This window comes from Natrinema salsiterrestre (assembly GCF_029502005.1).
In the GTDB taxonomy this organism is placed as follows: Archaea; Halobacteriota; Halobacteria; order Halobacteriales; family Natrialbaceae; genus Natrinema; species Natrinema salsiterrestre.
In genome coordinates this window covers 62649-83608 of the sequence record NZ_JAMQOT010000013.1, presented here as the reverse complement: position 1 = coordinate 83608, position 20960 = coordinate 62649, and the positions used below count along the sequence as shown (strand labels likewise).

At 55.3% G+C, this 20960-nt stretch carries 23 protein-coding genes; 11 read left to right on the top strand and 12 right to left on the bottom strand.

Annotated features, from left to right (window positions below; genetic code table 11):
• Window positions 1–211 precede the first annotated feature (211 nt).
• Together NDI89_RS22310 and NDI89_RS22305 are read left to right on the top strand one after the other, a co-directional pair.
• Window positions 212–805: a DUF7998 family protein gene (locus tag NDI89_RS22310; protein WP_277524847.1), complete on the top strand. Its 594-nt coding sequence runs from the start codon at window positions 212–214 to the stop codon at window positions 803–805.
• A gap of 15 nt (window positions 806–820) precedes the next feature.
• Window positions 821–1723, top strand: coding sequence for a hypothetical protein (locus NDI89_RS22305; RefSeq protein WP_277524845.1), 903 nt, complete (start codon window positions 821–823; stop codon window positions 1721–1723).
• Here the strand turns inward: NDI89_RS22305 and NDI89_RS22300 are convergent.
• The 3 genes from NDI89_RS22300 to NDI89_RS22290 all read right to left on the bottom strand — a co-directional run bounded on the left by NDI89_RS22300 (window position 1713) and on the right by NDI89_RS22290 (window position 2969).
• Window positions 1713–1925 (bottom strand): CbaC protein, encoded by a 213-nt coding sequence (locus NDI89_RS22300; RefSeq protein ID WP_277524844.1) that lies wholly within the window; start codon window positions 1923–1925, stop codon window positions 1713–1715. The two genes, NDI89_RS22305 and NDI89_RS22300, sit on opposite strands and share 11 nt — an antisense overlap.
• A gap of 189 nt (window positions 1926–2114) precedes the next feature.
• The gene (locus tag NDI89_RS22295) at window positions 2115–2465 is read right to left on the bottom strand and encodes a hypothetical protein (RefSeq protein WP_277524843.1); all 351 of its coding nucleotides are present in this window, start codon (window positions 2463–2465) and stop codon (window positions 2115–2117) included.
• A gap of 141 nt (window positions 2466–2606) precedes the next feature.
• The gene (locus NDI89_RS22290; protein ID WP_277524842.1) at window positions 2607–2969 is read right to left on the bottom strand and encodes a helix-turn-helix domain-containing protein; all 363 of its coding nucleotides are present in this window, start codon (window positions 2967–2969) and stop codon (window positions 2607–2609) included.
• Window positions 2970–3488: 519 nt separating this feature from the next.
• Here NDI89_RS22290 and NDI89_RS22285 point away from each other — a divergent pair.
• On the top strand, window positions 3489–4850 hold the full coding sequence (locus tag NDI89_RS22285) for an NAD-dependent succinate-semialdehyde dehydrogenase (RefSeq protein WP_277524841.1): 1362 nt from the start codon (window positions 3489–3491) through the stop codon (window positions 4848–4850).
• Window position 4851: 1 nt separating this feature from the next.
• Complete coding sequence (locus NDI89_RS22280) at window positions 4852–6441, top strand: acetolactate synthase large subunit (protein WP_277524840.1); 1590 nt, start codon at window positions 4852–4854, stop codon at window positions 6439–6441.
• Window positions 6442–6510: 69 nt separating this feature from the next.
• Here the strand turns inward: NDI89_RS22280 and NDI89_RS22275 are convergent, their stop codons facing one another.
• The gene (locus NDI89_RS22275; protein ID WP_277524839.1) at window positions 6511–7746 is read right to left on the bottom strand and encodes a serine hydrolase domain-containing protein; all 1236 of its coding nucleotides are present in this window, start codon (window positions 7744–7746) and stop codon (window positions 6511–6513) included.
• Window positions 7747–8001: 255 nt separating this feature from the next.
• Between NDI89_RS22275 and NDI89_RS22270 the strand changes: the two genes are divergently transcribed.
• Window positions 8002–8295, top strand: a complete 294-nt coding sequence (locus tag NDI89_RS22270) for a PadR family transcriptional regulator (protein WP_277524838.1) — start codon at window positions 8002–8004, stop codon at window positions 8293–8295.
• Window positions 8296–8567: 272 nt separating this feature from the next.
• On the top strand, window positions 8568–8840 hold the full coding sequence (locus NDI89_RS22265) for a PadR family transcriptional regulator (protein WP_277524837.1): 273 nt from the start codon (window positions 8568–8570) through the stop codon (window positions 8838–8840).
• A gap of 484 nt (window positions 8841–9324) precedes the next feature.
• Here the strand turns inward: NDI89_RS22265 and NDI89_RS22260 are convergent, their stop codons facing one another.
• The gene (locus NDI89_RS22260) at window positions 9325–10179 is read right to left on the bottom strand and encodes a hypothetical protein (protein WP_277524836.1); all 855 of its coding nucleotides are present in this window, start codon (window positions 10177–10179) and stop codon (window positions 9325–9327) included.
• Window positions 10180–10425: 246 nt separating this feature from the next.
• Between NDI89_RS22260 and NDI89_RS22255 the strand changes: the two genes are divergently transcribed.
• Both NDI89_RS22255 and NDI89_RS22250 read left to right on the top strand, forming a co-directional pair.
• Complete coding sequence (locus NDI89_RS22255) at window positions 10426–11679, top strand: RNA-guided endonuclease InsQ/TnpB family protein (RefSeq protein ID WP_277524835.1); 1254 nt, start codon at window positions 10426–10428, stop codon at window positions 11677–11679.
• 434 nt (window positions 11680–12113) lie between these two features.
• Entirely contained in the window at window positions 12114–12659 is a 546-nt protein-coding gene (locus tag NDI89_RS22250) for a hypothetical protein (RefSeq protein WP_277524834.1), read from the top strand.
• Between the two features lie 406 nt (window positions 12660–13065).
• On the opposite strand, the gene NDI89_RS22245 is transcribed toward NDI89_RS22250, so the two are convergent.
• Window positions 13066–13668: an LURP-one-related/scramblase family protein gene (locus NDI89_RS22245; RefSeq protein WP_277524833.1), complete on the bottom strand. Its 603-nt coding sequence runs from the start codon at window positions 13666–13668 to the stop codon at window positions 13066–13068.
• A gap of 482 nt (window positions 13669–14150) precedes the next feature.
• Window positions 14151–15329, bottom strand: a complete 1179-nt coding sequence (locus NDI89_RS22240) for a Fic family protein (protein ID WP_277524832.1) — start codon at window positions 15327–15329, stop codon at window positions 14151–14153.
• Between the two features lie 455 nt (window positions 15330–15784).
• On the opposite strand from NDI89_RS22240, the gene NDI89_RS22235 reads away from it, so the two are divergent.
• Together NDI89_RS22235 and NDI89_RS22230 are read left to right on the top strand one after the other, a co-directional pair.
• On the top strand, window positions 15785–15949 hold the full coding sequence (locus NDI89_RS22235; RefSeq protein WP_277524831.1) for a hypothetical protein: 165 nt from the start codon (window positions 15785–15787) through the stop codon (window positions 15947–15949).
• A gap of 155 nt (window positions 15950–16104) precedes the next feature.
• Window positions 16105–16356 (top strand): hypothetical protein, encoded by a 252-nt coding sequence (locus NDI89_RS22230; RefSeq protein ID WP_277524830.1) that lies wholly within the window; start codon window positions 16105–16107, stop codon window positions 16354–16356.
• A gap of 131 nt (window positions 16357–16487) precedes the next feature.
• Here NDI89_RS22230 and NDI89_RS24125 read toward each other — a convergent pair whose 3' ends face one another.
• Window positions 16488–16841 carry a DUF7344 domain-containing protein gene (locus tag NDI89_RS24125; RefSeq protein ID WP_425607776.1) on the bottom strand — a complete coding sequence of 118 codons (354 nt, stop codon included), beginning with the start codon at window positions 16839–16841 and terminating at the stop codon, window positions 16488–16490.
• Between the two features lie 146 nt (window positions 16842–16987).
• The gene (locus tag NDI89_RS22225; protein WP_277524829.1) at window positions 16988–17476 is read right to left on the bottom strand and encodes an Lrp/AsnC family transcriptional regulator; all 489 of its coding nucleotides are present in this window, start codon (window positions 17474–17476) and stop codon (window positions 16988–16990) included.
• A gap of 736 nt (window positions 17477–18212) precedes the next feature.
• Here NDI89_RS22225 and NDI89_RS22220 point away from each other — a divergent pair.
• A complete protein-coding gene (locus NDI89_RS22220; protein WP_277524828.1) occupies window positions 18213–18599 on the top strand; it encodes an FAS1-like dehydratase domain-containing protein in 387 nt (128 codons plus the stop codon).
• On the opposite strand, the gene NDI89_RS24170 is transcribed toward NDI89_RS22220, so the two are convergent.
• The 3 genes from NDI89_RS24170 to NDI89_RS22210 form a co-directional block, all read right to left on the bottom strand.
• A complete protein-coding gene (locus NDI89_RS24170) occupies window positions 18506–18820 on the bottom strand; it encodes a DUF7845 domain-containing protein (protein WP_486641880.1) in 315 nt (104 codons plus the stop codon). The genes NDI89_RS22220 and NDI89_RS24170 overlap by 94 nt on opposite strands.
• 261 nt (window positions 18821–19081) lie before the next feature.
• Window positions 19082–19375: a DUF3006 domain-containing protein gene (locus NDI89_RS22215; RefSeq protein WP_277524827.1), complete on the bottom strand. Its 294-nt coding sequence runs from the start codon at window positions 19373–19375 to the stop codon at window positions 19082–19084.
• 2 nt (window positions 19376–19377) lie between these two features.
• Window positions 19378–20817: a lamin tail domain-containing protein gene (locus NDI89_RS22210; protein ID WP_277524826.1), complete on the bottom strand. Its 1440-nt coding sequence runs from the start codon at window positions 20815–20817 to the stop codon at window positions 19378–19380.
• Window positions 20818–20960 lie beyond the last annotated feature (143 nt).

Genomic DNA, 20960 nt, shown 5'->3' with positions numbered 1-20960 from the left:
ACTCACCTATCATAGTCTTCGGCCGGCCTAAACTAAGGAGTGTGCGCGGATATATTCGCCTCACCCGTTTTTGAACGGGTTCGATGCAGCCCGAATCCGCCCATGGCGGAGGGTATTCCTCCAGCCGCCGTTCGGAACCGAACGGAAAATGTTTCTTTCCACGAATATATCCGGGATCACGCATAGTACAACGCCGTTCGTATCCACTCGCATGGTCGGGTTCCCCTCACCGTTCGGCGGTGATAGCGACGACGGAGGACTCTTTGACGACTACGAACAGTTCGTCCCGGAAACCCTCCCCGAACCAGGGCCGTTCCTCGAGGAACACCGCGTACTTACGGACGACGATCACGTCGAATTCCACGAAATCACTCGGGATCGCTTCGAGGAACGGAAAGTGTACGACATGACGTTCAACTACAACCTCGCGCGGCTCAACCTTGACACGCGTCATTCGAACGCAGGGTATCGTTACGCCGAAGAGACGAACGACCCGTCCGTTCTCCGCGCAGAGTTCACGCCGACGACGCCGTTCTGCCCACAGACCCACACGCTCACGATCGGCTCGTTCCGCGCGTGGAACGGACTCTCCGAACGTCACGAATACGACCTCGTCCGGGTTCGTGCCGCGCCGATGCACCACCAGAGCGAAGCGATCAACGAGCAACTCGGAGAGGTCGAGGAGGCGTACATCGAAACTGGTTCGGTGAAGCATGAACCAGGGGGAGAGATCGGCTCGAACCCGATGGAGCGCGCCAAGCAACGTGAAAGACCGAGTCGCGGTGACCCGGAAGCACCGTTCTGATACGTTTTCACGATCATGTCTGACGAACCATCGACACAATCGCCCGAAGCGGTCCGGTGGGAGCGGGCGCCGGCCGGCTCGTTCCGAGACCCGATCACGGTCGAAGTCCCGTACCTCGAACTGACGCTCGAGCATCCCGGCCTGGAACCGACGGAGCTCGGCGAGTCGTTCTTCCCCGACGCGATTCCCTACGCCCTCGACGGCGAACAACGGGTGTTCTACTGGCGGAACACGCTTTCTCCGATCGATTCAGGACCGTCCGATTGGCGCGGCGTCTGTGCGACGACGCACCAACTGGCGGCGATCCCACGGGAGAACGCTCACTCGCCGGCGCTCTACGGGCGGGACGGGGGTCAGTTCGACGTGGTGGTCGACGGGACGGTCGCGGGCGACTCGACGTCGGCGCGTGTACGTAGCTACGAACCGCCAGCCGTCACGATCACCGACATCTTCGCGGAGGCTGTCACGGTCGAGACGGCGATCGGCAGCTACGAGATCCCTGTCGGGGACAGGGAATCAATTTCTCTTCCGGAAAGGCAGGTCACTCTCGAGGCAGACGAATCGAAGACGACGATCTCGCCGCGGCTGTCCGTTCGATATCCCGGCCAGCAAACGATCTATCACCCCGATCCGGCTTCCGACTATCGACTGTTCCCCTCGTTCAATCTCGACCTGAATGCGATGGCGAACCCGGTTACGATCCCGACGAATCACGAGGAACTCGAGCCGATTGCTCTCGCGGATACTCTCGACGTTGATCTCGAAAGTCGACCGTACCCCGAACGCGTGCTCTGGCGAGCGTTCGCCTTCGACGTGTTCGATCCACACCGAGACGGCCGCCCGCGTCTCGCTCAGTTCCCATCCGGACTCCTCGCAGTCGACCGAGACGAAAAACTGAAAGAGAGTTCTATCGGCTAGACCGGACCGACTCCGTTCCGGTATCATCGGTCGGTGGCCACACTGCCCAGACCAGCACGGTGAGGACAACTACCAGTCCGAGCCCGATCGTCTCGAAGACGGAGAGCGTGATACCGAACCACGAGAGAGCCGTCCGAAACTCGACGATGATCGGGACGAGGATAGCTACGACGACGAGAAACGCTCCTTTCGAGATACGCATTATTCAATCCCGGCTCAGAAAACGTCGTCGAGTACCCCGAAGGTAGCGCCGAATATGTTCGTCAGATCGAACTCCAGTGAGTATGGTCACCAAACTGTCGATTGCTCCCCGTGTGAACAAGGACGGCGAAAGAAAATCTGTAGAACGGAATTGCAACAGAGCTAGAGATCTGTATCTGATAGTGATCGTTCAAACCGTATGGATCTCGTACCCATCGTCGACGAGGCTCGCAACGTCCGGAGCGTGTTTGCTCCCCTCGATTTCGAACCCCTCTGCCTCGACGGCGTCTGCAACACCCTTGAACGTCGCACAGTGGTCACAGACGCCCGCGATGAGGTCCAGTTCTTTCGCTCGTTCGTAAGCGTCCCGCGCGGGAGCAGGCCGATCCTCGAGATCTTCGAACCAGTACGTCGCGGCTCCATCGAAATAGACCGCGGCTTCGTGGCCTGCCTCGTTCAGTTGAACAGCGTAGGTGAGGGGATTCGCGAACTTGCCGGGCCGTTCTGGATGGGAGAGGAGTATGAACGCGTGTTTTGCCATGATCGCCTTGGAGAACGAACGCCCCGTCAATAGCGTTCGTCCCAAATATCTTCCCCGGAGTGACTATACGGGATCGAAAAACCTGAACAGTGGCTCGAAATCGAGGGAAAACATCCCCGCACGGATTCAGACGGGGATCAGTCAATCAGCGCGGATCGAGATATCCGGCTGGTGTTCACAATCGCCGGAGACGAACTGTTTCAGGACCCGTTCTTCGAGCCGGTGGAGCGTCTCGCTACACGTCGATTTGGCGATATCGAGCTCGTCTGCGAGCTCGACGAGCGTTATACGCCGTGGTGTATCGTAGTATCCTCGATCGATCGCCTCGTAGAGGAGCCACTGTTGTCGATCGGTGAGTAGCGACTCGGAGTCGACCTCCGGCTGGATGCGTTCGATCGAAAACGTGATATCGAATTCCGTCAAGCTCTCACCGAGTTTCGAGAGTTGGTGTTGTGGAATCGTCGCGTTCAGCGCCATCGTGCCGTCACTAATCTCGAATGGCATACTGAGCGGGACGCCCGATGCCTGAATTGCAGTCAACAACAGTGGGGACGTGGTCTCGAGTTGGACACGCCGCCGATGGCAGGCCGTCTCGAATATCGTCAGATCCGTGACCGAGTTGTACGAACTAATTTCCTCACAGACACGTTCAGCGTTCGTTCCGAGGATTTCGAGCCGGGCAGCACCCGTTCCATCGGTTGCTGTCGCTGCGAGGACCCGAAACCGAGTGTCGGGGTAGTCACGAGATATTCGGCCGATCCAGACGTCCGCCGGAATCGTAATGGTGAGTTCAACGTAAGGCATGGTCGTGGAGTGATCGGGAACCGATCGTCAGTAGCGATACTGGCAGGGTCAGTTCTACTACAGCGTTTTAGGCCCACCTAAGAATAGATTGGCACGGATATGTTCGTCTCCAGCTTAAATACTACTGTGATACGACGGGTCTATCGACCTCCTTAAGTATATTTTGCCGGCGATATTCGTGGGAGCGCTGACCAACACGCGAACCGAACGATGTGGTAGATGGACGTAATCAACCCTGCAACCGGCGAACTCGAGGAAACGTACGACACGGAGACTGCGGCCGACGTCGACGATGCACTCGACGACGCGACCGAAACGTTCGATCGATGGCAGACTCGGCCGCTTCGTGAGCGGGAGCGACTCCTCGCAGCGACGGGTGAGGAATTGCGGGCGAACGACCGATCGTACGCCGAAAATATTACCCGCGAGATGGGAAAACCGATTTCCCAGGCGCTCGATGAAATCGAGAAGTGTGCGTGGGTCTGTGATCACTACGCTGAACACGCCAGTACGTATCTCAACCCCGATGGCCACCCGAGCCCGCCGGGTGCCGTTGCGAAAACGGCCTACGAACCGCTCGGGCCGCAACTCGCCGTCATGCCGTGGAACTTCCCGTTCTGGCAGGTGTTTCGGTTCGCCGCACCGGCGCTGACCGCCGGGAACGTCGTGGTGCTGAAACACGCCTCGAACGTGCCGGGGTGTGCCCAGGCCATCGAAAACGTGTTTCGACGGGCAGGTTATCCAGAAAACGCCTTCCAGACGCTGTTGATCGAATCGACTCTCGTCGATGACGTACTCGAAGACGAGCGGGTTCGGGGTGTGACGCTCACCGGGAGCGGTCCCGCAGGACGTGCAGTCGCATCGACGGCGGGACACCAACTCAAAAAGAGCGTCCTCGAACTAGGGGGGAGCGATCCGTTCATCGTTCTCGACGATGCGGATGTCGAAGCCGCCGCCGAAACCGGCGCTTCAGCGCGAATGCTCAACAGCGGGCAGTCGTGTATCGCTGCGAAACGCTTTCTCGTACACACGGACGTCTACGACGCATTTCTCGAGCAGTTCGTCGACGACGTCGAGGCGCTCACAGTCGGCGATCCCACGAATCCGGACACGGACGTCGGTCCACTGGCGAGCAGTACGTTTCTCGAGGAACTCGACACGCAGGTCGAAGCGAGCCTCGAGGCGGGCGGACGTGCGGTGACCGGCGGTGAACCGCTCGATCGAGAGGGCGCATACTACCCGCCGACCGTCCTCGTCGACGTCCCCGCGGGCTGTCCGGTCGATAGCCAAGAGACGTTCGGTCCCGTCGCAGCGGTGTTCGAAGTCGAGGATGAGACCGATGCACTCGAGAAGGCAAACGAGACGGAGTTCGGGCTCGGTGCCAGTATCTGGACCGACGATCGAGATCGCGGACGCCGGCTCGCTCGCGAAATCGATGCGGGATGCGTCTACGTCAACCAACTGGTGAAGTCGGATCCTCGCGTTCCGTTCGGCGGGATCAAAGACTCGGGATTCGGCCGAGAGCTCTCGGAAGCGGGAATCAAGGAATTCGTCAATCGGAAGACGGTCTGGGTGGAATGAGATGAGCGAAACGACCGCAGCCGAACTCCTGGCGGCCTGCCTCGAGCAGGAGGGTGTCGAGTACGTCTTCGGCCTTCCTGGCGAGGAGATGGAAGCGCTCCTGTTCACTCTCGAGGAGTCGGATGTCACGTTCGTTCCGACTCGCCACGAGCAGGGAGCTGCATTTATGGCCGACGTTCACGGTCGGCTCACGGGCGAGGCGGGGGTCTGTCTCGCGACGCTCGGACCGGGTGCGACGAACCTGTTGACCGGCGTCGCCGACGCTCATCTCGATAAGAGCCCCGTCGTGGCGATCACTGCACAGGGGGGACTCGAGCGACTGCACAAGGAGAGTCACCAGGCGCTCGACGTCGTCGGCATGTTCGAACCGATCACGAAGTGGAACGCCCAGCTCACGAATCCGAGTATCGTTCACGAATCGGTTCGGAAAGCGTTCAAAACGGCCGAGTACGAGAAACCGGGTGCGACACACCTCGAGTTGCCAGAAGACATTGCGGGAAAGGAAACGGCCGTCGAGCCGCTCCCGATGCGCGAACGCGTCCGAACCGTGCCGCCGGATGCGCCGTCGGTCGATCGATTGTCGACTGAACTCGCCGGGGCGAGCCGCCCGGTCGTCATCACGGGCAACGGTGCGGTCAGGACGCATGCAGCACAGGCCCTTCGAACGTTCATCGAGGAAACGGGAATCCCAGCTGTCTCGACGTATATGGGGAAAGGTGCCGTCTCCGATGCGATGCCACAGTCGTTGTTCACATTGGACTCCGGTCCCGACAACGAGTCGCTCGAGGCGATCCACAGGGCGGATCTCGTCGTTTCCGTCGGGTTCGATATCGCCGAACACGATCCAGCAGCGTGGGACCTGACGGAGACACCGCTCGTTCACATCGACACCGAACCCGCAGAGGTCTACGAGGCGTACAATCCGGCGGTCGAGATCGTCGCGAATATCGGCCGAACGCTCCGGGACGTGACTGAGCGGTGCCGGGCCGAGGATCTGAGGTTCGACGCGGACTGGTACGAACCACTGCGAAACGCGATCGTCGACGACCTCGAGCGAACGCCCTCACCCGAGGCACCATTCACCGTCCGTAATGTCCTCCCTGTCCTCCGAGAAGCAATGGAACCCGACGACGTCCTCGTTTCGGACGTCGGCAGTCACAAGATGGCTATCGCCCGGCACTTCCCGACGTACGAGCCCAACACCTGCGTGATCTCGAACGGGCTGGCGACGATGGGGATCGCGGTTCCGGGCGGCGTCGCGGCAGATCTGGCAGTCGACGCGAACGTCGTCGCCGCGACTGGAGACGGTGGATTTCTGATGAACGCCGCCGAAATCGAGACGGCCACTCGACTCGGCTGTGCGTTTACTATCATCGTTTTCGACGACGACGACTACGGCCTGATCTCGGAGAAACAACGCTCACACACCGGAAATTCCGTCGGAACCGAGTTGACGAATCCCGATTTCGTCACGTTCGCCGACAGCTTCGGGATCGACGGCTATCGACCGACCACTCGAGCCGAACTCGATGAGGCGCTCGGGGATGCGATCGGAGACGGAATGTCCCTGATCGAGATTCCGATCGCCTAACGCCTCCTATCGATCTCGATTTCCAGATCGAGAACAAACGGACGGAAGAACGGCTAGGTGGGTTCGTTGTCAGGACAGTTCGTGACGGACCGTGTCACCAAGGCGGGCGACACGCTGGCTGTGTTCGTACCCATCACGAATTCCGTTCGTGACGTAGGCGAATGCGATGTCGTTGTCGGGGTCGGCCCACGACATGATACTACCGAGACCACCGTGTCCATAGACACCGTGTGAGGCAGTCATGCCGAAGTCGTCGCCGGGTTCACCACCGAACCGGACGCCGAGTCCACGGCGGGAGTATTCTCCGTTCTCCTCCTGTTCGACCTCAACAGAGGTAAAGGCACGAGCCACCCGATTACTGAAGACGTCTTCGCCGTTGTTCAGGAGGCAGTTGTAGTACCGGGCGAGATCGCGTGCAGTTCCGATCCCAGTTGCGGCACCGACGACGCTCTCCTGGACGCGGTCCCAATTGAAGAGGTCGGCTACGTAGGACGTGTACCCCGGTGAGTCGGGTTCGGTGATCTGGTTGTACGGTTCGAATCCGACCAGCGTTGCAACATCGACTTCGGAGGCGTCCGCAACACCGATACTCGTGTTGTCCATCCCGAGTGGGTCGAAAATCGACTCCTCCGCGAGCTCGTCGATCTGTTTCCCCACGACGTTCCGGGTGAGACCATCGATGATCCACCCATAGCTCAGGAGGTGGTAGTCAGTGCGCGTACCCGGTTCATATGCGGTCTCAGCTTTTTCTACAAGGACCTCCTTCTCGTCGGGATCGCCCCAGATCTCTGGATAATCATCGATTGCAGGGATCGAGTACAGTCCGGATTGGTGCGAGAGGACATGCCGAATCGTCACTTCTGCCTTCCGCTCGTCGCCACGGGCGAAGTCAGGCCAGTGATCGACAACGTAGTCGTCGTAATCGACGAGTCCCTCGTCGACGAGGTAGTGAACCGTCCCTGCTGTGTATGGTTTCGTCGTCGAGAAGAGAACGTGACGCGTATCCGTCGTCTCTTCCGCTCCGTCAGGTCCAGTCGTTCCACCAGCGATGTTCAGGACGAGTTCGTCCTCGTGATAGACGGCGAGCTGTGCGCCGTGATGGAGTTCTTGCTCGACCTGATTGTAGAACGTCTCCGCAATTCGCTCCGTTCCAGTTGGAAGGATATCCGAGTTCCGAGCCGAATTCGAACTCGACGGCGGACTCGGACGGTTCCCTCCTTTCTTTGGACCCGACGACGCAGTTGCTGGTACTGTCGATCCGACTGCCGCAGCAGCAATACTGCCCAGGAGTGTGCGGCGCTGCATAGATACAAGCCCATTGTCTGGATCTAAATAATAATAGGTTAAGAATCATATTCTGAAAGATACTGTTTGTCCACTCCGAGTCGGATAGTTCAGTACGGTGAATCGTCTTCGGCAACCTACAATCGAACAGGTGGAAACTGTCATGTCTAACGGTGCACCCCTGAACGCGACTAATCACGTCCTCTACATATTGCATACACTTTCTCTCACAGTCGCTCTCGAAATCCTTATTTGCCAATAAATAGTAATTACCGCATGCACGATCTCACTGGTTTCCAGCGTGACCTGCTATACACGATTGCCGGACAAGACAATCCCCACGGGCTTGCGATCAAAGAGGAACTCGAGGACTACTACGAGAAAGAAATCCATCACGGGCGCCTCTACCCGAATCTCGACGAAGTCGTCGACAAGGGTCTGGTCGAGAAAGGCGAGCTCGATCAGCGGACGAATTTCTACAAAATCACCGCTCGCGGCCGGCGTGAACTCGAGGCTCGACGAGAGTGGGAAGATCAATACGTCCACGAGTTACTCTCGAAAGCGGAGTGACGAAAGTGATCGTGGAGTAATCGATACGCTCGAGTACTTCGTCTATCGGTCGTAAACCGATCGTCTTCTACGCACCAATGAAATCTCAGCGTTGTTTGCTTCCGACTTCTATTTTGAAGTACGGACTACCAGCGTCGATCCTTAACCAACAGTTTCGAAATCACGGTTCTCTGTTGGTTAACACACGGTACTATAGCGGAACTGCCAGTTGCGTGAGCCTACGACTCTTTCCAAGTGAATAACAAACATCACTGCAATTGGATATCCGTGACATGGACGACCTCACAGGGTTTCAACGAGACCTCTTGTACGTAATCGCTGGCGCTGCCCACCCATCAGGACAAGATGTCAAAGAAGAGATTGAGCAGTACTATAGCAGTGAAATCAATCACGGGCGGCTGTATCCGAATCTCGATACAGTTGTTAACAAAGATCTCGTCGAAAAAGGGCAAATCGACAGAAGAACGAACTATTATGCGATTACAGAGGCTGGCGAACAAGCTGTCGAAGAGCGACAAGAGTGGCAGTCACAATACATCGACTAGCTACTGATACCCGTGTGATCTCCTTCAACCTCAAGTTGCGAATGCTTCATTGAGGAACGCGAGCTCGATTGCCGACCTGCTTCTGTACTCACGAAGACGACCCGGAATTTCTTGCTGTTTGGTTTCACTCGATAACAGTGGTGTTACCAAATCATGTGGGCAATAAGGTTACGTATAAATAGAATTTGTATACTGTTGGCGAGGTATGGACGATCCGATCGTATCGTCACTATCAGATCCACTTCGAGACATCACCAGAACCTCGCCTTCCGAAATCGTTCCGCCAAAGTCAATTGCCATATTGCCACCGATTTCGGACCACTGTCCCCAGTCGAACACCCATTGACAGGGGGCTCCAACGCTGTCCCTCTCGGTCAGCGTTTCTGTGTAATGTGCAAATTCTATCACCTTTCAAACAAACCCCTACAACTAGTGTCCCGTAAGCATCATCGCGACGATTTCCTTACTTCTCCTCCCGCATCAGCTACCATTCAGCGTAAGTGAGATACTCAACACTCTCGTACTCGAGAAGCCACGTTCCGTAGAAGTCGTCGACAGTAATTCCCTCGTGTTTCCGAATGCGGTCGGTCACCGACTGAAAGGCATCGTCGTCTTCGAAGTATCCGCCGTCGATCGCCTCTTCGACGACTTCGCTTTCGGCGTCGGAAAGGCCAGTAAGTGTGAACAGATACTGCTCTCGAACCTGGTCGGCGAATGCGTCGACGCTGGACGCGACCTCCGTCACTTCGTACCGATACTCGGCCTCGGACGTAGTTCGTGAATCGACTGCCACCCGATACCGATTCCCTTCGTAGACGATGATATCATACTCCTGCTCCGGAACGAACACCGACTCGTTCCCGACTTCTCTAGTAGTTCCGTAATCGACGCCGATTTCGTATCCATCCTGGCCGGGCTCGTCTTCCGAAATGATTCGATCGAGGCGCTGCCGATCCGTCTCGGGTAGGTCGTCGTATTCGATCTCACCGAGTTCCGGCGTCGAGTCGGCCGGGTCGAAATCGATGCGGACGTCGTAGACGGTCACCTCGCTACTCTCGAGTCGCGTCTCCGAGACGTCGTAGAAGGAATCCTCGACTCGGACGGTGTCGGTACGGTCGAATAGTTCGTGGCGCCCGCTCCGTGTGGCCGACCCGTTCTCGAGGACTGAGGAGACGACAGTATATTCCTCCGAACCGGGATCGATCGTCGTCGAAACTGCCCCGGTGATGTCGTCTGCCGTCGCCTCGTCCATATCGAGGACGACCGGTGGATGGGCACATCCAGCGATAGCGACGGTGAGGAGGGCTGTTCCGGTCTTCAGGAACTGACGACGTCGCATACCGTTCATGATAGTCAGTTAGAAGGAAAGAGTTCCGATTTAATTGACACTGCACTTCCGTACCTTCGGCGGGCTGGTTCGCGTGGGGGCGACATTGCTCGAGCCGCGGATCGGGAGTTATACGAAATACAGGAGAAAACCCACGGCTTTAGCCGTGGGATGAATCCGTCACTGCTGAATCAAACCACGCTACAGTGGCAGGTCGACTCCCCAGCGTTTAAGAAAAACCAGTGCTCCATATAAGATATGGAGGTGCGGCGTACCGTCCCCGTTGCACTCGACGTGGACAGCGACGACGCCGTACTCCTCGAAGACACCGTAGACACCTTCCTCTGGTCAGCACAGTACGTCGTAGACCACGCTTTCACAGGCGAGTACGTCACCACGAGCAAGACGACGCTCGACGACGAAACATACGACGATGTGCGAGAGAACACAGACGGGTTCAACGGTGGACTCGTCCAAGCAGCGAGGAACAAGGCCGCGGAAGCCTGCAAAAGCGTCGTCGCACGCTGGAAAAACGACAAGAAAGCCTCGAAGCCGACGTTCACCAGCCCACACGTCGTCTACGACCACCGAACCGCCACATTCCACGACGACTACGTGTCTCTCGCCACCATAGACGGTCGCATCGAAGCCGACTACGTACTGCCCGGCGAGGATAGTGACACGCCGCACTCGAAGTACCTGTTTGCAGACGAATACGAAATCACGGGTGCGGAACTACACTACCACGACGGCGACTGGGTACTTCACATCCACTGCAAGAAGGACGTGGAGTCCGACACGTCGAAACAGGCAACACCTGAGAACGGAACGGTTCTCGGGGTTGACCTCGGCGTGAACACCCTCGCCGTCACATCGACGGGCACGTTCTGGACGGGCAACGAGTTCGACCACTGGCGGCGCGAGTACGAGAAACGCCGTGGTTCACTCCAGCAGTGCGGGACGCGTTGGGCGCACGAGAACATCCAGTCAGTCGGACGGAAGGAAGACGGTCGGTTCACGCTACTGCTTCACCGTATCAGCAACGAACTCGTCGATGAAGCCCGTGGGAACGGATGTTCGGTCATTGCCTTCGAGGATTTAACCGACATCCGCGAGCGCACTGGAGCGTCATGGGGGCACAAGTGGGCGTTCGACCGCCTATACGAGTACGTCGAGTACAAAGCCGAAGAACACGGCATCACAGTTGAGCAGGTTGACCCCGAGAACACGTCACGCCGTTGCTCGCACTGCGGGTTCACGCACCCTGACAACCGCACCGGTGAGGAGTTCGAGTGTCTGAAGTGCGGGTACGAGAATCACGCAGACTACAACGCTGCGAAGAACATCGGCTTACGGTATCTCCGTCGGAACCAAACTGGGTCTGGCGGAGGCGCACCCTTGGGCGTGCGCTTGAACAGCGGGATGTTGAACGTGAATGGTGGCTATTCTCCTGCCGAGGAATCGGCCAGAACGCGAGTCCACGCTGAATCCCACGACTTCAGTCGTGGGTAGCTCAAGGAGGCGGGCGATTTCCTCTGCCCTGTTCACGAAATTAGGCGGACATAACGTTCCACCGGTTAGATAATAATATTCCAGATAATCGTACTCTGGAGTATCGTACTTCAAAGTATTTTTTCAGTCCGCTTTGTGAAGTGCTGGAGACTGAAGGAGTGGTGGTCGTGTTCAGTCGCTCTAAAGCCGGAGAACGGTCTGAATTGTTCAATTATGTAAATATAACAATAACGTACGATCGTTCTATTGATCGATGATCTCTGCCAGTTTAGAAAATTTGGGATACACCTCCCTGTGAAACTACCTTCACAACCCTATGTCATCCCAACCACTTTTTTGTATGATAATTATGATTGTCTTGTCATGGGGAGTGATACAGTATGTCACTGACTGGGGCACAAAGACCAGCGAATCGACGCGAACGGTACCGGTTGATGGCTGATGCCGCTAGCCAACCATTTGCGGTCGGTTCTGTCGCCATTCCTCTGATACTCCCGATCGTGGGCTATTTATCCGCTGATGTCCGGGTCATGTTTACCGTTCACCTCCTCCTTGGTGCGTTCTGGTTCGGTACTGCGGTGCTCGGTGCGGTCGTCCTCGGTCCTGTGATGGGGAGTCTCTCCGAGGAAGCGAATGCCGAGTTCGCCGAGGGGTTCGTCCCGAAGATGAACCTTCTCATGGAACCTGTCTCAGTCGGCGTTATCGGCTCTGGAATCGGCCTCGCCAGCATGATGGGGCTCTTAGCATCCCCGACACCGTCACTGTGGGCGGCACTTGTCCTCGCTATCGCGCTGCTTGTCCTCGGGTTTGGACCACTCCACAAATTCACAGCCGGTATGTTCGATGAAATCGCCGCCGAAGAAACCGATCACGAACGACTCTCCGCCTTAAATAAGAAGTACGGGATGCTGAGTATGATCGAACTCCTCCTTATGGTCGCGATCGTCGCCACCATGTCTGGCCTTCGCTGGGGGTTCTAAACCCTCAGTTCCTGTTCAGATACGTGGAGTACAAAGCCCCCGGAAGAGGTGTGTCCGTGGAGAAAATTGAGCGAACAAACTAACACTGTTCTCGGACGGATTGGACGCTCATGAACGAGGACAACAGCCACGGCGAACAGTTCTCTTGCCAGAAGTCCGCCTACGAAGTGAACGCGGAATACAACGCTATCGGCAGAAAGTGACGGCGCGTATCCACGGCCTGAATGCCGTGGCATTGCGACTGTTCTACCTGTAACCGCTCTACTCCACTCGAGCAAATGAATCTAACGACCCTAAATGCAAACAACGATCTGTAATGGGTAGTATCGTTGTGTATTAATAGGTCGTATGCAACTATAGTCTGATAGTGGCCTGTTCTCTCTCACTGACTCCGGCTGATTCAAGATTACTGGTTTTCGAGAGCGTCAAGGATACACGCGGAAGCGATCACAGCCTCTTTCGGAATGTCGCTGGCGTCGTCGATACTGACTGTGTAGGAATCTCGCAGTGAGAATTTCCCTTCGATGTCGCCGACATGGTCGCCGCCGGCATCGAATATCTCGTACTTGTTCGGGATGAAGTTCGCAACGGAGACGAGGTGACGAAGTGCGGAGAGAGGCTTGCTCTTCGATTGAATAGTCGCCAACGCCTCCCCCGTGTCGGGGTCTCGAATCGTCCAGTTCTCCACGAACAACGAGTAATCCTCGTCGAGGACGACGACTTCCTCGCCGGTGCCTGCGTCCGTGATGGTGTAGTTCCCTGCAACGTCCATGATACCGCCAGCCTTCACAGTGAACGCGTCCTCATCGTCACCGGTGACGAACGGGAACTCCTCTTTCATCTTGAACATCTTCTGTTTCCCGCGCAGGACGACCTCGCCAGTGCTGTCACGAACTACATACTTGTTTCTGATCGCTGACTGCTTGACCTCGTAGCGGTTGTCATCGAGATCAACTGTGGAGATGTCGTAGTTATCCGACGGTGAATCAAATGCGGAGGGCTCAACCATATGTACAGAATAGATCATGTTCCACGAAAAAACTTCGGTTGTCTCTAGTCGAGCACTGGATAGAGAAGAACGCCTTGCCGAGGAAGATAGCGATACCGATGTTGAAAACGACCGGATCGGAGTTCTCTGTTGAGTCAAGCCATCCGTTAGGGACGAAGTCACTAACATCCTCGAGGAGAATGACAGTACTATCCGAAATCGATGGAATCGAATACCGACGTCGCTGAGGAACTGCAACTCCTCGAGCAACGGTGGGAGAAGATCACGGACGAGCCGGAACTGCCTCGGTCCACGATGCACGTCAGCCAGGACGTGGGAAGTGTCAGTGATCAACCCGAACGATTACCCGAAAGCGGAGGTATGAGACAGACGAATGAGCGCGTTCATTCGCGTCTCGGACGAGACACAACGAAACTCAATCGCCTCAAACGCGACGACGAGAGCTTCGAGCGATAGCGGTTCCCGATTTGTCCGCTGAAAGCTCAGTACGTTTGGGGCGGCCGCTCGAGGATTTCGAATATTTCCTTCGCCCGGTACTCCTTGTTGCGATCTTTGCCCGTCACTTCCTCTAAGACGCCTTCGTCTTCCAGGGTGTCAATCGCACGGTACGCAGTCGATCGCTCAATATCGAGCCTCTTCGCGACTGTTTTGGTCGTTACGTACGGCTGTTCGAAGAGACTGCACGCTAAGCGATTCTTCGCGTACTGGACGCCACCGTACTCCTCCTCGTAACTGCGTCGTAGTTCGTCTAGTGCCACCGTTCGAGTAACGGATTCCTCTGCCTGCTGGGCAACCCCTTTCACGAAAAACGAGATCCATGCTTCCCAGTCGCCGCGGGATCGGACAGCGTCCATGCGGTCGACATACGGGGCTTTGTTCCGATTGAAGTATTCGCTGAGATAGAGGTTCGGACGCTCGAGAAGACCGCTATCGTACAGTTGGAGTGTGATGAGCAGACGACCGAGCCGTCCATTCCCGTCACCATACGGATGGATCGTTTCGAACTGGTAGTGGAAGAGCGCGATGTCGACGAGCGTGTGATAGCTACCGCCGGTTCGGTAGTACGTCACCAGGGCGTCCATCAGCCCGTCGACTTCGCCCGGAACTGGTGGCAGAAAGTCTCCGAGATGGTTTGGTATCGCCTTGTAGTCGCCAATCGTGTCGGTATCGACGCGGTCGTCCGGAACGTCCGTGAGTAGCGTTTCGTGAAGATCGTGAAGAAGCGAAACAGAAATCTCTCCCTCGCTGTCGAGTATCTCGATACCGTCTTCGACAGCCTGCTCGTAGTTGAGGACTTCTTGGGTGTCCTTGGTATCTGCTTTACTCGTTGATTCGATAGAATATTCGTCCTCAGCTTCCTCGAAACTTCGCGTCTCGAGGCTATAGAGAGCGTTATAGTCGACATCCGCTCCCTCGATCTCGGCCGATTCCATCGCTTCTTTCCGTAGAAGCGACGTGTAGAGGACGGGCGGTAAGTCGAGCTCGAGACTGACACCGCTGAGTTTGCCGAGCCAAAACGTGGCGTCGGCGAGCAGGTCGTAAAAGTCCGAATCTAACGCGAGGTCGCGTGAGGGCGGTAGTGGATCCGGCTTGTAGTACGACTTCTTCCCGTAGGAAATGAGTTCGCCAGGTGCCGTGTCTTGAATTTCGATCCCCTTCATGCACGTACTTGCTCTATTGAGCCAGTAAAGTTGAATCTGGCGGCACTAAATGCAAACAATAACCCAGCTAATCTGTCACGAGTGAATCTAACGCCACCGAATGCACACAATGGTCTTAGAAGAGGGTCTTGTTGTGTAGCAGTGGATTGTATGCAGCCACGATCTAGTGTGGATCCTTGCAGTATGCCGTGTCCGCGAATCCGGTCCTCGAGGACGGGTGAGCTGCTCGTCAGAACGAGCCGCCAATACCAATGTAGACAAAGATTCCAACGACGGTTGCAATCACATCCAGTGCGAACAGAATCGTGTACTCCTTTGGTTCCATATCGTTGGGGTCCGAGTATAGTCACTAAATTGTTATGCAGAGGGGCGTTCACTTCCCCACTATACTCCAGTTCTCCATCAGTGAATAGCCAGCAAAACTAAATACGTGCCATAATTTAAAATATTTGACAATGGTTGGGCCCAACAGTGAGCCGTATGCAAAAGAGGCAGAAGAATTAGTACTGAAGCTTATCGACAAAGGAATGGTTTCTGAATCTGTTGAAGAAAGGGTCGCTGCTCATTTAGCTGATGACGATCCCGTACAGGCTTTGCGAGAAGCACTCGAGCATCGATAGGTGGATACACCTACTTATCGCGAGTACCGTGTCCGTGAACCGGTCCTCGAGGACAGGGATAAGTACAGGAGGAGCACTTATCGACGGGGAACAGGCACCGTACTAGTCTATCAAATCCGTGAAATATTTGCCAGTGAAGTTAGAATCGTGCCAATATGTCTGATAAGGCCTCCATTCCTCAGCCACAAGCGGTATCGTCATATATCGAAGACGGCGCGCGTATTGCGGCAATCCTGATCATTTGGGGAGTTATCTCTGCGGTGTTCACATACGGAGTAAGTGATCTTGGACTGCCCTTCGAGCAACTCTGGCTCCAACTCGGGCAGGTCTTTGCTGTAACTGGTGTGCTTAACGCTGTCCTGTATCTCCTGTACCGCGCCACCGATTACTGGCATAACACCGTCTGACTCTCACCATTCCTTTGGAGTAGCGACCAATCTGCATACGTACTTACCGCGAGTACTGTGTCCGCGAAGCCGGTCCTCGAGGACAGGGAGAAGTACAGGTGATACACTGTTCGCCAGCAGTTCCTGGGTTCCTATGGAAGAAATGGATCGACTTGGCTGATTTTCCCTGTTGGTTCCACAATGCTCCTTTCTTGGTCATATATAACGACTCCGGCCTCGGCCAGTTTTGGGATATGGTTGTGGTGGAGTGCAGCATGAACCTCTTTCACATCTTCCCTGGGGATGTTTGTGATTTCTCTGTTCTGCTCTTGTTCTACGACTTCGTTCCGAAGATCAGTGATGGTTAACGGACGGTCGTGACTGAGGAGTAACTCCAAGACTCTCCGACGACGGTGATCGGAGAGTAAAGTGAAGACCGTGTCGTGCGACAGATCTTCTAACTCGGCCCCCGATTGTTGAGATTCAGTTGGGGAATTCGTAGTCACATATATACTAACGGCTCATATGGACAAGCGTATTGGGGATACCGTCACCTCATATGCTGAGGATTCCGCAGGCGATACGGAAAATCGAGGGGGTTTCAACAGTTTAGCCAGCACCCGTTTGAGACAGCATTTCAGACGGAGCGGAATTACTTCTCGTCTGTATCGGTACTTGGAGCAGGCCCAAAATGATTGAAGGGCTGAATATGCTCTTCCTTTACAATCTCGGTACTCACGATTTCAAGCCCAAGATCATCTATTTGCCCCGTAACAGTATCGACCGCATCGGAATTCTCAGCAATAGCTTCGATATGAAGGTTGTTTGCTCCACTGAGCATCTCTCGGACAGTTACTGTACCGACGATACCCAATGCTTGTTCAGCGAGTTCTGCACGCTCGGCTGGTGGTGCTCGGCAAATAATGAACAGGTGGAGTTGATAGCCCCCTTGTTCGTAGTCTATGTGTGGGTAGTATCCCTCAATCACCCCTTCTTCCTCTAATCTTTCAATCCTGTTTCGGACAGTGCTGGCAGAGACGCCTGCCGCTTCACTCATCTCCTCAGCAGTCGTTCTGCGTGCTTCCTCTTGGAGTTCGTGAAGGATTGTCCGATCAACCTCATCAAGGTCAATTCCAACCATCGTCCGTCGTAGTGCTGGTTCATCAAAGAGTGTTGTCCGTTCAGTTGGCATACGTACTTACCGCGAGTACCGTGTCCGCGAAGCTGGTCCTCGAGGACGTGTGAGCAGAGATTCAAGCTGATTTTCGTGCTGATAGCGCGATTCTTCACGTTCTGTAGGGATGAATATGCAGACAGAGGACACTCTGGTCTGCTAAGTACAGAGTGCGCATCGAACACGATTACCAGAAGACATTTACTTCTATACAATCGGTTCTTCTCATGGATCAAAAGAGGCCCTTTAATATCTCTATTGTTGATATAGGGACATTTGTGATACTGTCCGGTCTCCTACTGATGTATTCAGTCGGTTTTGCATTCGTATCACGGAATGGATTATTAGCCGAAGGTAGACTCCTATGGATCCTTTCACTTCGAACAATAGCTGTCTTGGGCTGCAATGGTTGGCATTGTATCTCGTGGGTTATGGTCGTACTCCCCATCTATACGGCTATCATTGCAGGAATTGGAGTTGTAATTATCCGCCAGATCAGGCGGAGAATGGCGTGACGTACGAAGGTAGAGTGATAATGAAGTTCCCTATATTGAACGGTGCTTTCGAGCAATCCCCGGTCAAAATAGTGTCCGAGAATGGGGGCAACATCGGACAAGCAACCATGGAGTAGTGTCCAGTACAAATCACACGGCTGTCCCGTCACCGCAATGTTGTTGTATACTCACTGTAAAAATCGATTCTGATGACAAAGCCGATCGAAGGCGAGACGAGCACTTTTGAGCGAACATTTACGGTTGAAGATGTGCAGCAGTTTGCGGAACTCTCTGGTGACGACCAACCTCGTCATACTGAGCCGGATGAAGATGGACGAGTGATGGTACAGGGGTTGTTGACCGCGACTCTCCCGACGAAACTGGGTGGCGATAACGAAGTGTTGGCCAGTACGATGGAATTTAACTTCCATCAGCCGGTCTACACTGGCGAACCGATCACGTGTCGATCAACGTATGACACAGTCGTAGAACGAGATGACCGCTACGAGTTCGTGTCGGATGTCGTTTGTGAGAATGCAGACGGTGAGACTGTGTTGACCTCAGCGACTGAGGGTATTATTTGGAAAGATGAGTAATACCGACCGAATTCGATATTCGAGACCTGGACGTGGAGATTCACCCCTTCCTCGAGATCGTCGGGCATGGAAATCTTCCTGCCACCCTTGCTCCGCATTCCCTGCCAACGCGGAGCGATATGAGTATGGAACGATCGCTCACCGACGACATCGTTACCACTCTCCATGCTGTGTCCGAATTCGTACATCTCCTCAAGTCGGAACTCGGTTCTAGTCGGGATCGCGAGAGCGCACAGACGGTATGAGTCAGTCGTTGCGCACAGCCACGGCTGGAAGTGTGTTAGTCTCGGAAGAAGACGCTGAATAAGCGCCTTCGTGGTATCACGATCCTAGTGATACCAATAGCACGTAGCAGCGCTGGCGATAAGCCCGTTCCGGTCGAAGAATAGTCATACGAATAGGAGATAGAAGGGAACGAGAACAAAAACTCCCAGATTCAATATCGATCTGGATTTCAAGTAGCTATCACATTCTGCCGACAGTTAGGACGTATCCGAATCGTCCTCTCTCGATGGTGGCCGCTGGGAAAGCTCGTCAAAACGTCGTTGAGCCCGCTCTGATCGGTCCACAGTCTCACCCTCATCGTACGTGATGTCGACTACTTCCTCGTCCGATAGCTCGAGCGTCAGTACCGCACCGGCGTGACGACCGTCTTCGGGGAGTCTCTCGCGATCGAGGACTGTTTCATCGACTGTTTCGCCGTCGTCCTCGAGCAGTACCACAGCAAGGTCCTCCTCGAACCGGTCTACGACCGCCGTGTATCGTCCATCAAGCATGATCAGTAGTCCTCCTGAAGCACGGTAGTCCCGCTGTCGTTTCGCACGATAACAGTATCACCGGCATTGTTCCAGATTGGGCTGCCAGATCCCCAGTAGAGATCACTCGAGGAATCCGTTCCGCTGCCGGTGTGAAGGGTAACCTGTGTGCCCGGATCGAGCGTAAATCCACTCGGGAAGGTGTACGTGTGATCTGCAGCATCCGCAACGGACCAGCCAGTGAGATCGAGCGGTTGGTCGCCCGTGTTCTCGAAGACGATATACTCGTCATTCAGATTGTCCCGTTCATCACCCGAGGCCTCCTCGTGGATCGTCGCAATCGATATCGTTCCCTCCTGGTCCGTCGGTTCTGGTGATTCGTTCGTTCCACCGTCAGTCATGATCGGCGATGCTGCCGACCCATCTATTGGAACGACCAGACGCTTCTGAAGTCCGGTGTCAGAACCAGGTTCGACCGGGTCTCCATCTCGAAGTTCAAGCGGCGCAGTCGGTGCGTCCTGTTGCGTTGCGACCGTGATCGCAGAGCCGTTGCTCGTCAACTGTATGTTCCCATGCGTTGCCGTCCAGTAGGTCCGAATGGACCGCTGGGAAAACCGCTCGAGGACCTCTTCGTGTGGATGCCCGTACTGGGAGTCGTATCCACTCGAGATGACAGCGATGCGTGGATCAGTGACGTCGAGGAACTCGTCCCCTGAACTCGATTGGCTTCCATGATGGCCAGCACTCAAGACAGTCGCATTGAGACCGGCCTCGTATTCGTCGACGAGGTACTGTTCACTGGCCGTCTCGCCATCCCCTGGAAGGAGAAAGGTCGATTGACCGAAGCCGAGATGAAGGACGATACTGTTCTCGTTTCGATCGCCGTTCGCGAGATAGCCCTCGGGTGGCGCAAGCACTTGCGTTTCAACATCCTCGAACGGAATCTGGTCACCGGCTCGCGTCTCGTACAACGTCACGTCGTGTTCCTCGATCGCATCCAGATATCCCTGATAGGTCTGGGACGTCGACGTGACTCCAGGGTCGTACACTGCACCAACCCCGTCGCCTTCTGTCTCGAGGTAGTCGATGACGGCGTCGTGGCCACCGATATGATCCGCATCGGCGTGTGTCGTCACGAGGTAGTCGATTCGATCGATGTCGTGTTCGTCGAGATAGGCGAGGACGTCTTCACCATCGTCGGACCAGTCTCCCGTATCGATGAGCATCGTCTCGTTCGTCGGCCCGACGATCAACGTGCTCGAGCCCTGGCCAACGTTGATGAAATTGACCGACAGCGTCCCATTCGAACTCGCCGTTGGTTCGTCTGGCGTGTCACCCGGAGATTCGGGTGTCGGTTCGTTCGTTCCGTTCGAAGTGGTCGTTTCGTCAGTAATAGCACCGCCACACCCTGCGAGGGTGACGAGGACGACCACGGCAAGTACACTGAGGATCTGACTCCGCATTACGGCCACTAACGATATGTAGGCACATAGAGATACTGTCTTTCGATATGCCAAGTTCGTTGTTTATAGGCCCTAGTATGTTGCTCTAAGCCGGAAGTCGAAACATAAAATAACCAATTAATTTCTTCGATCAGGTCCGTGAC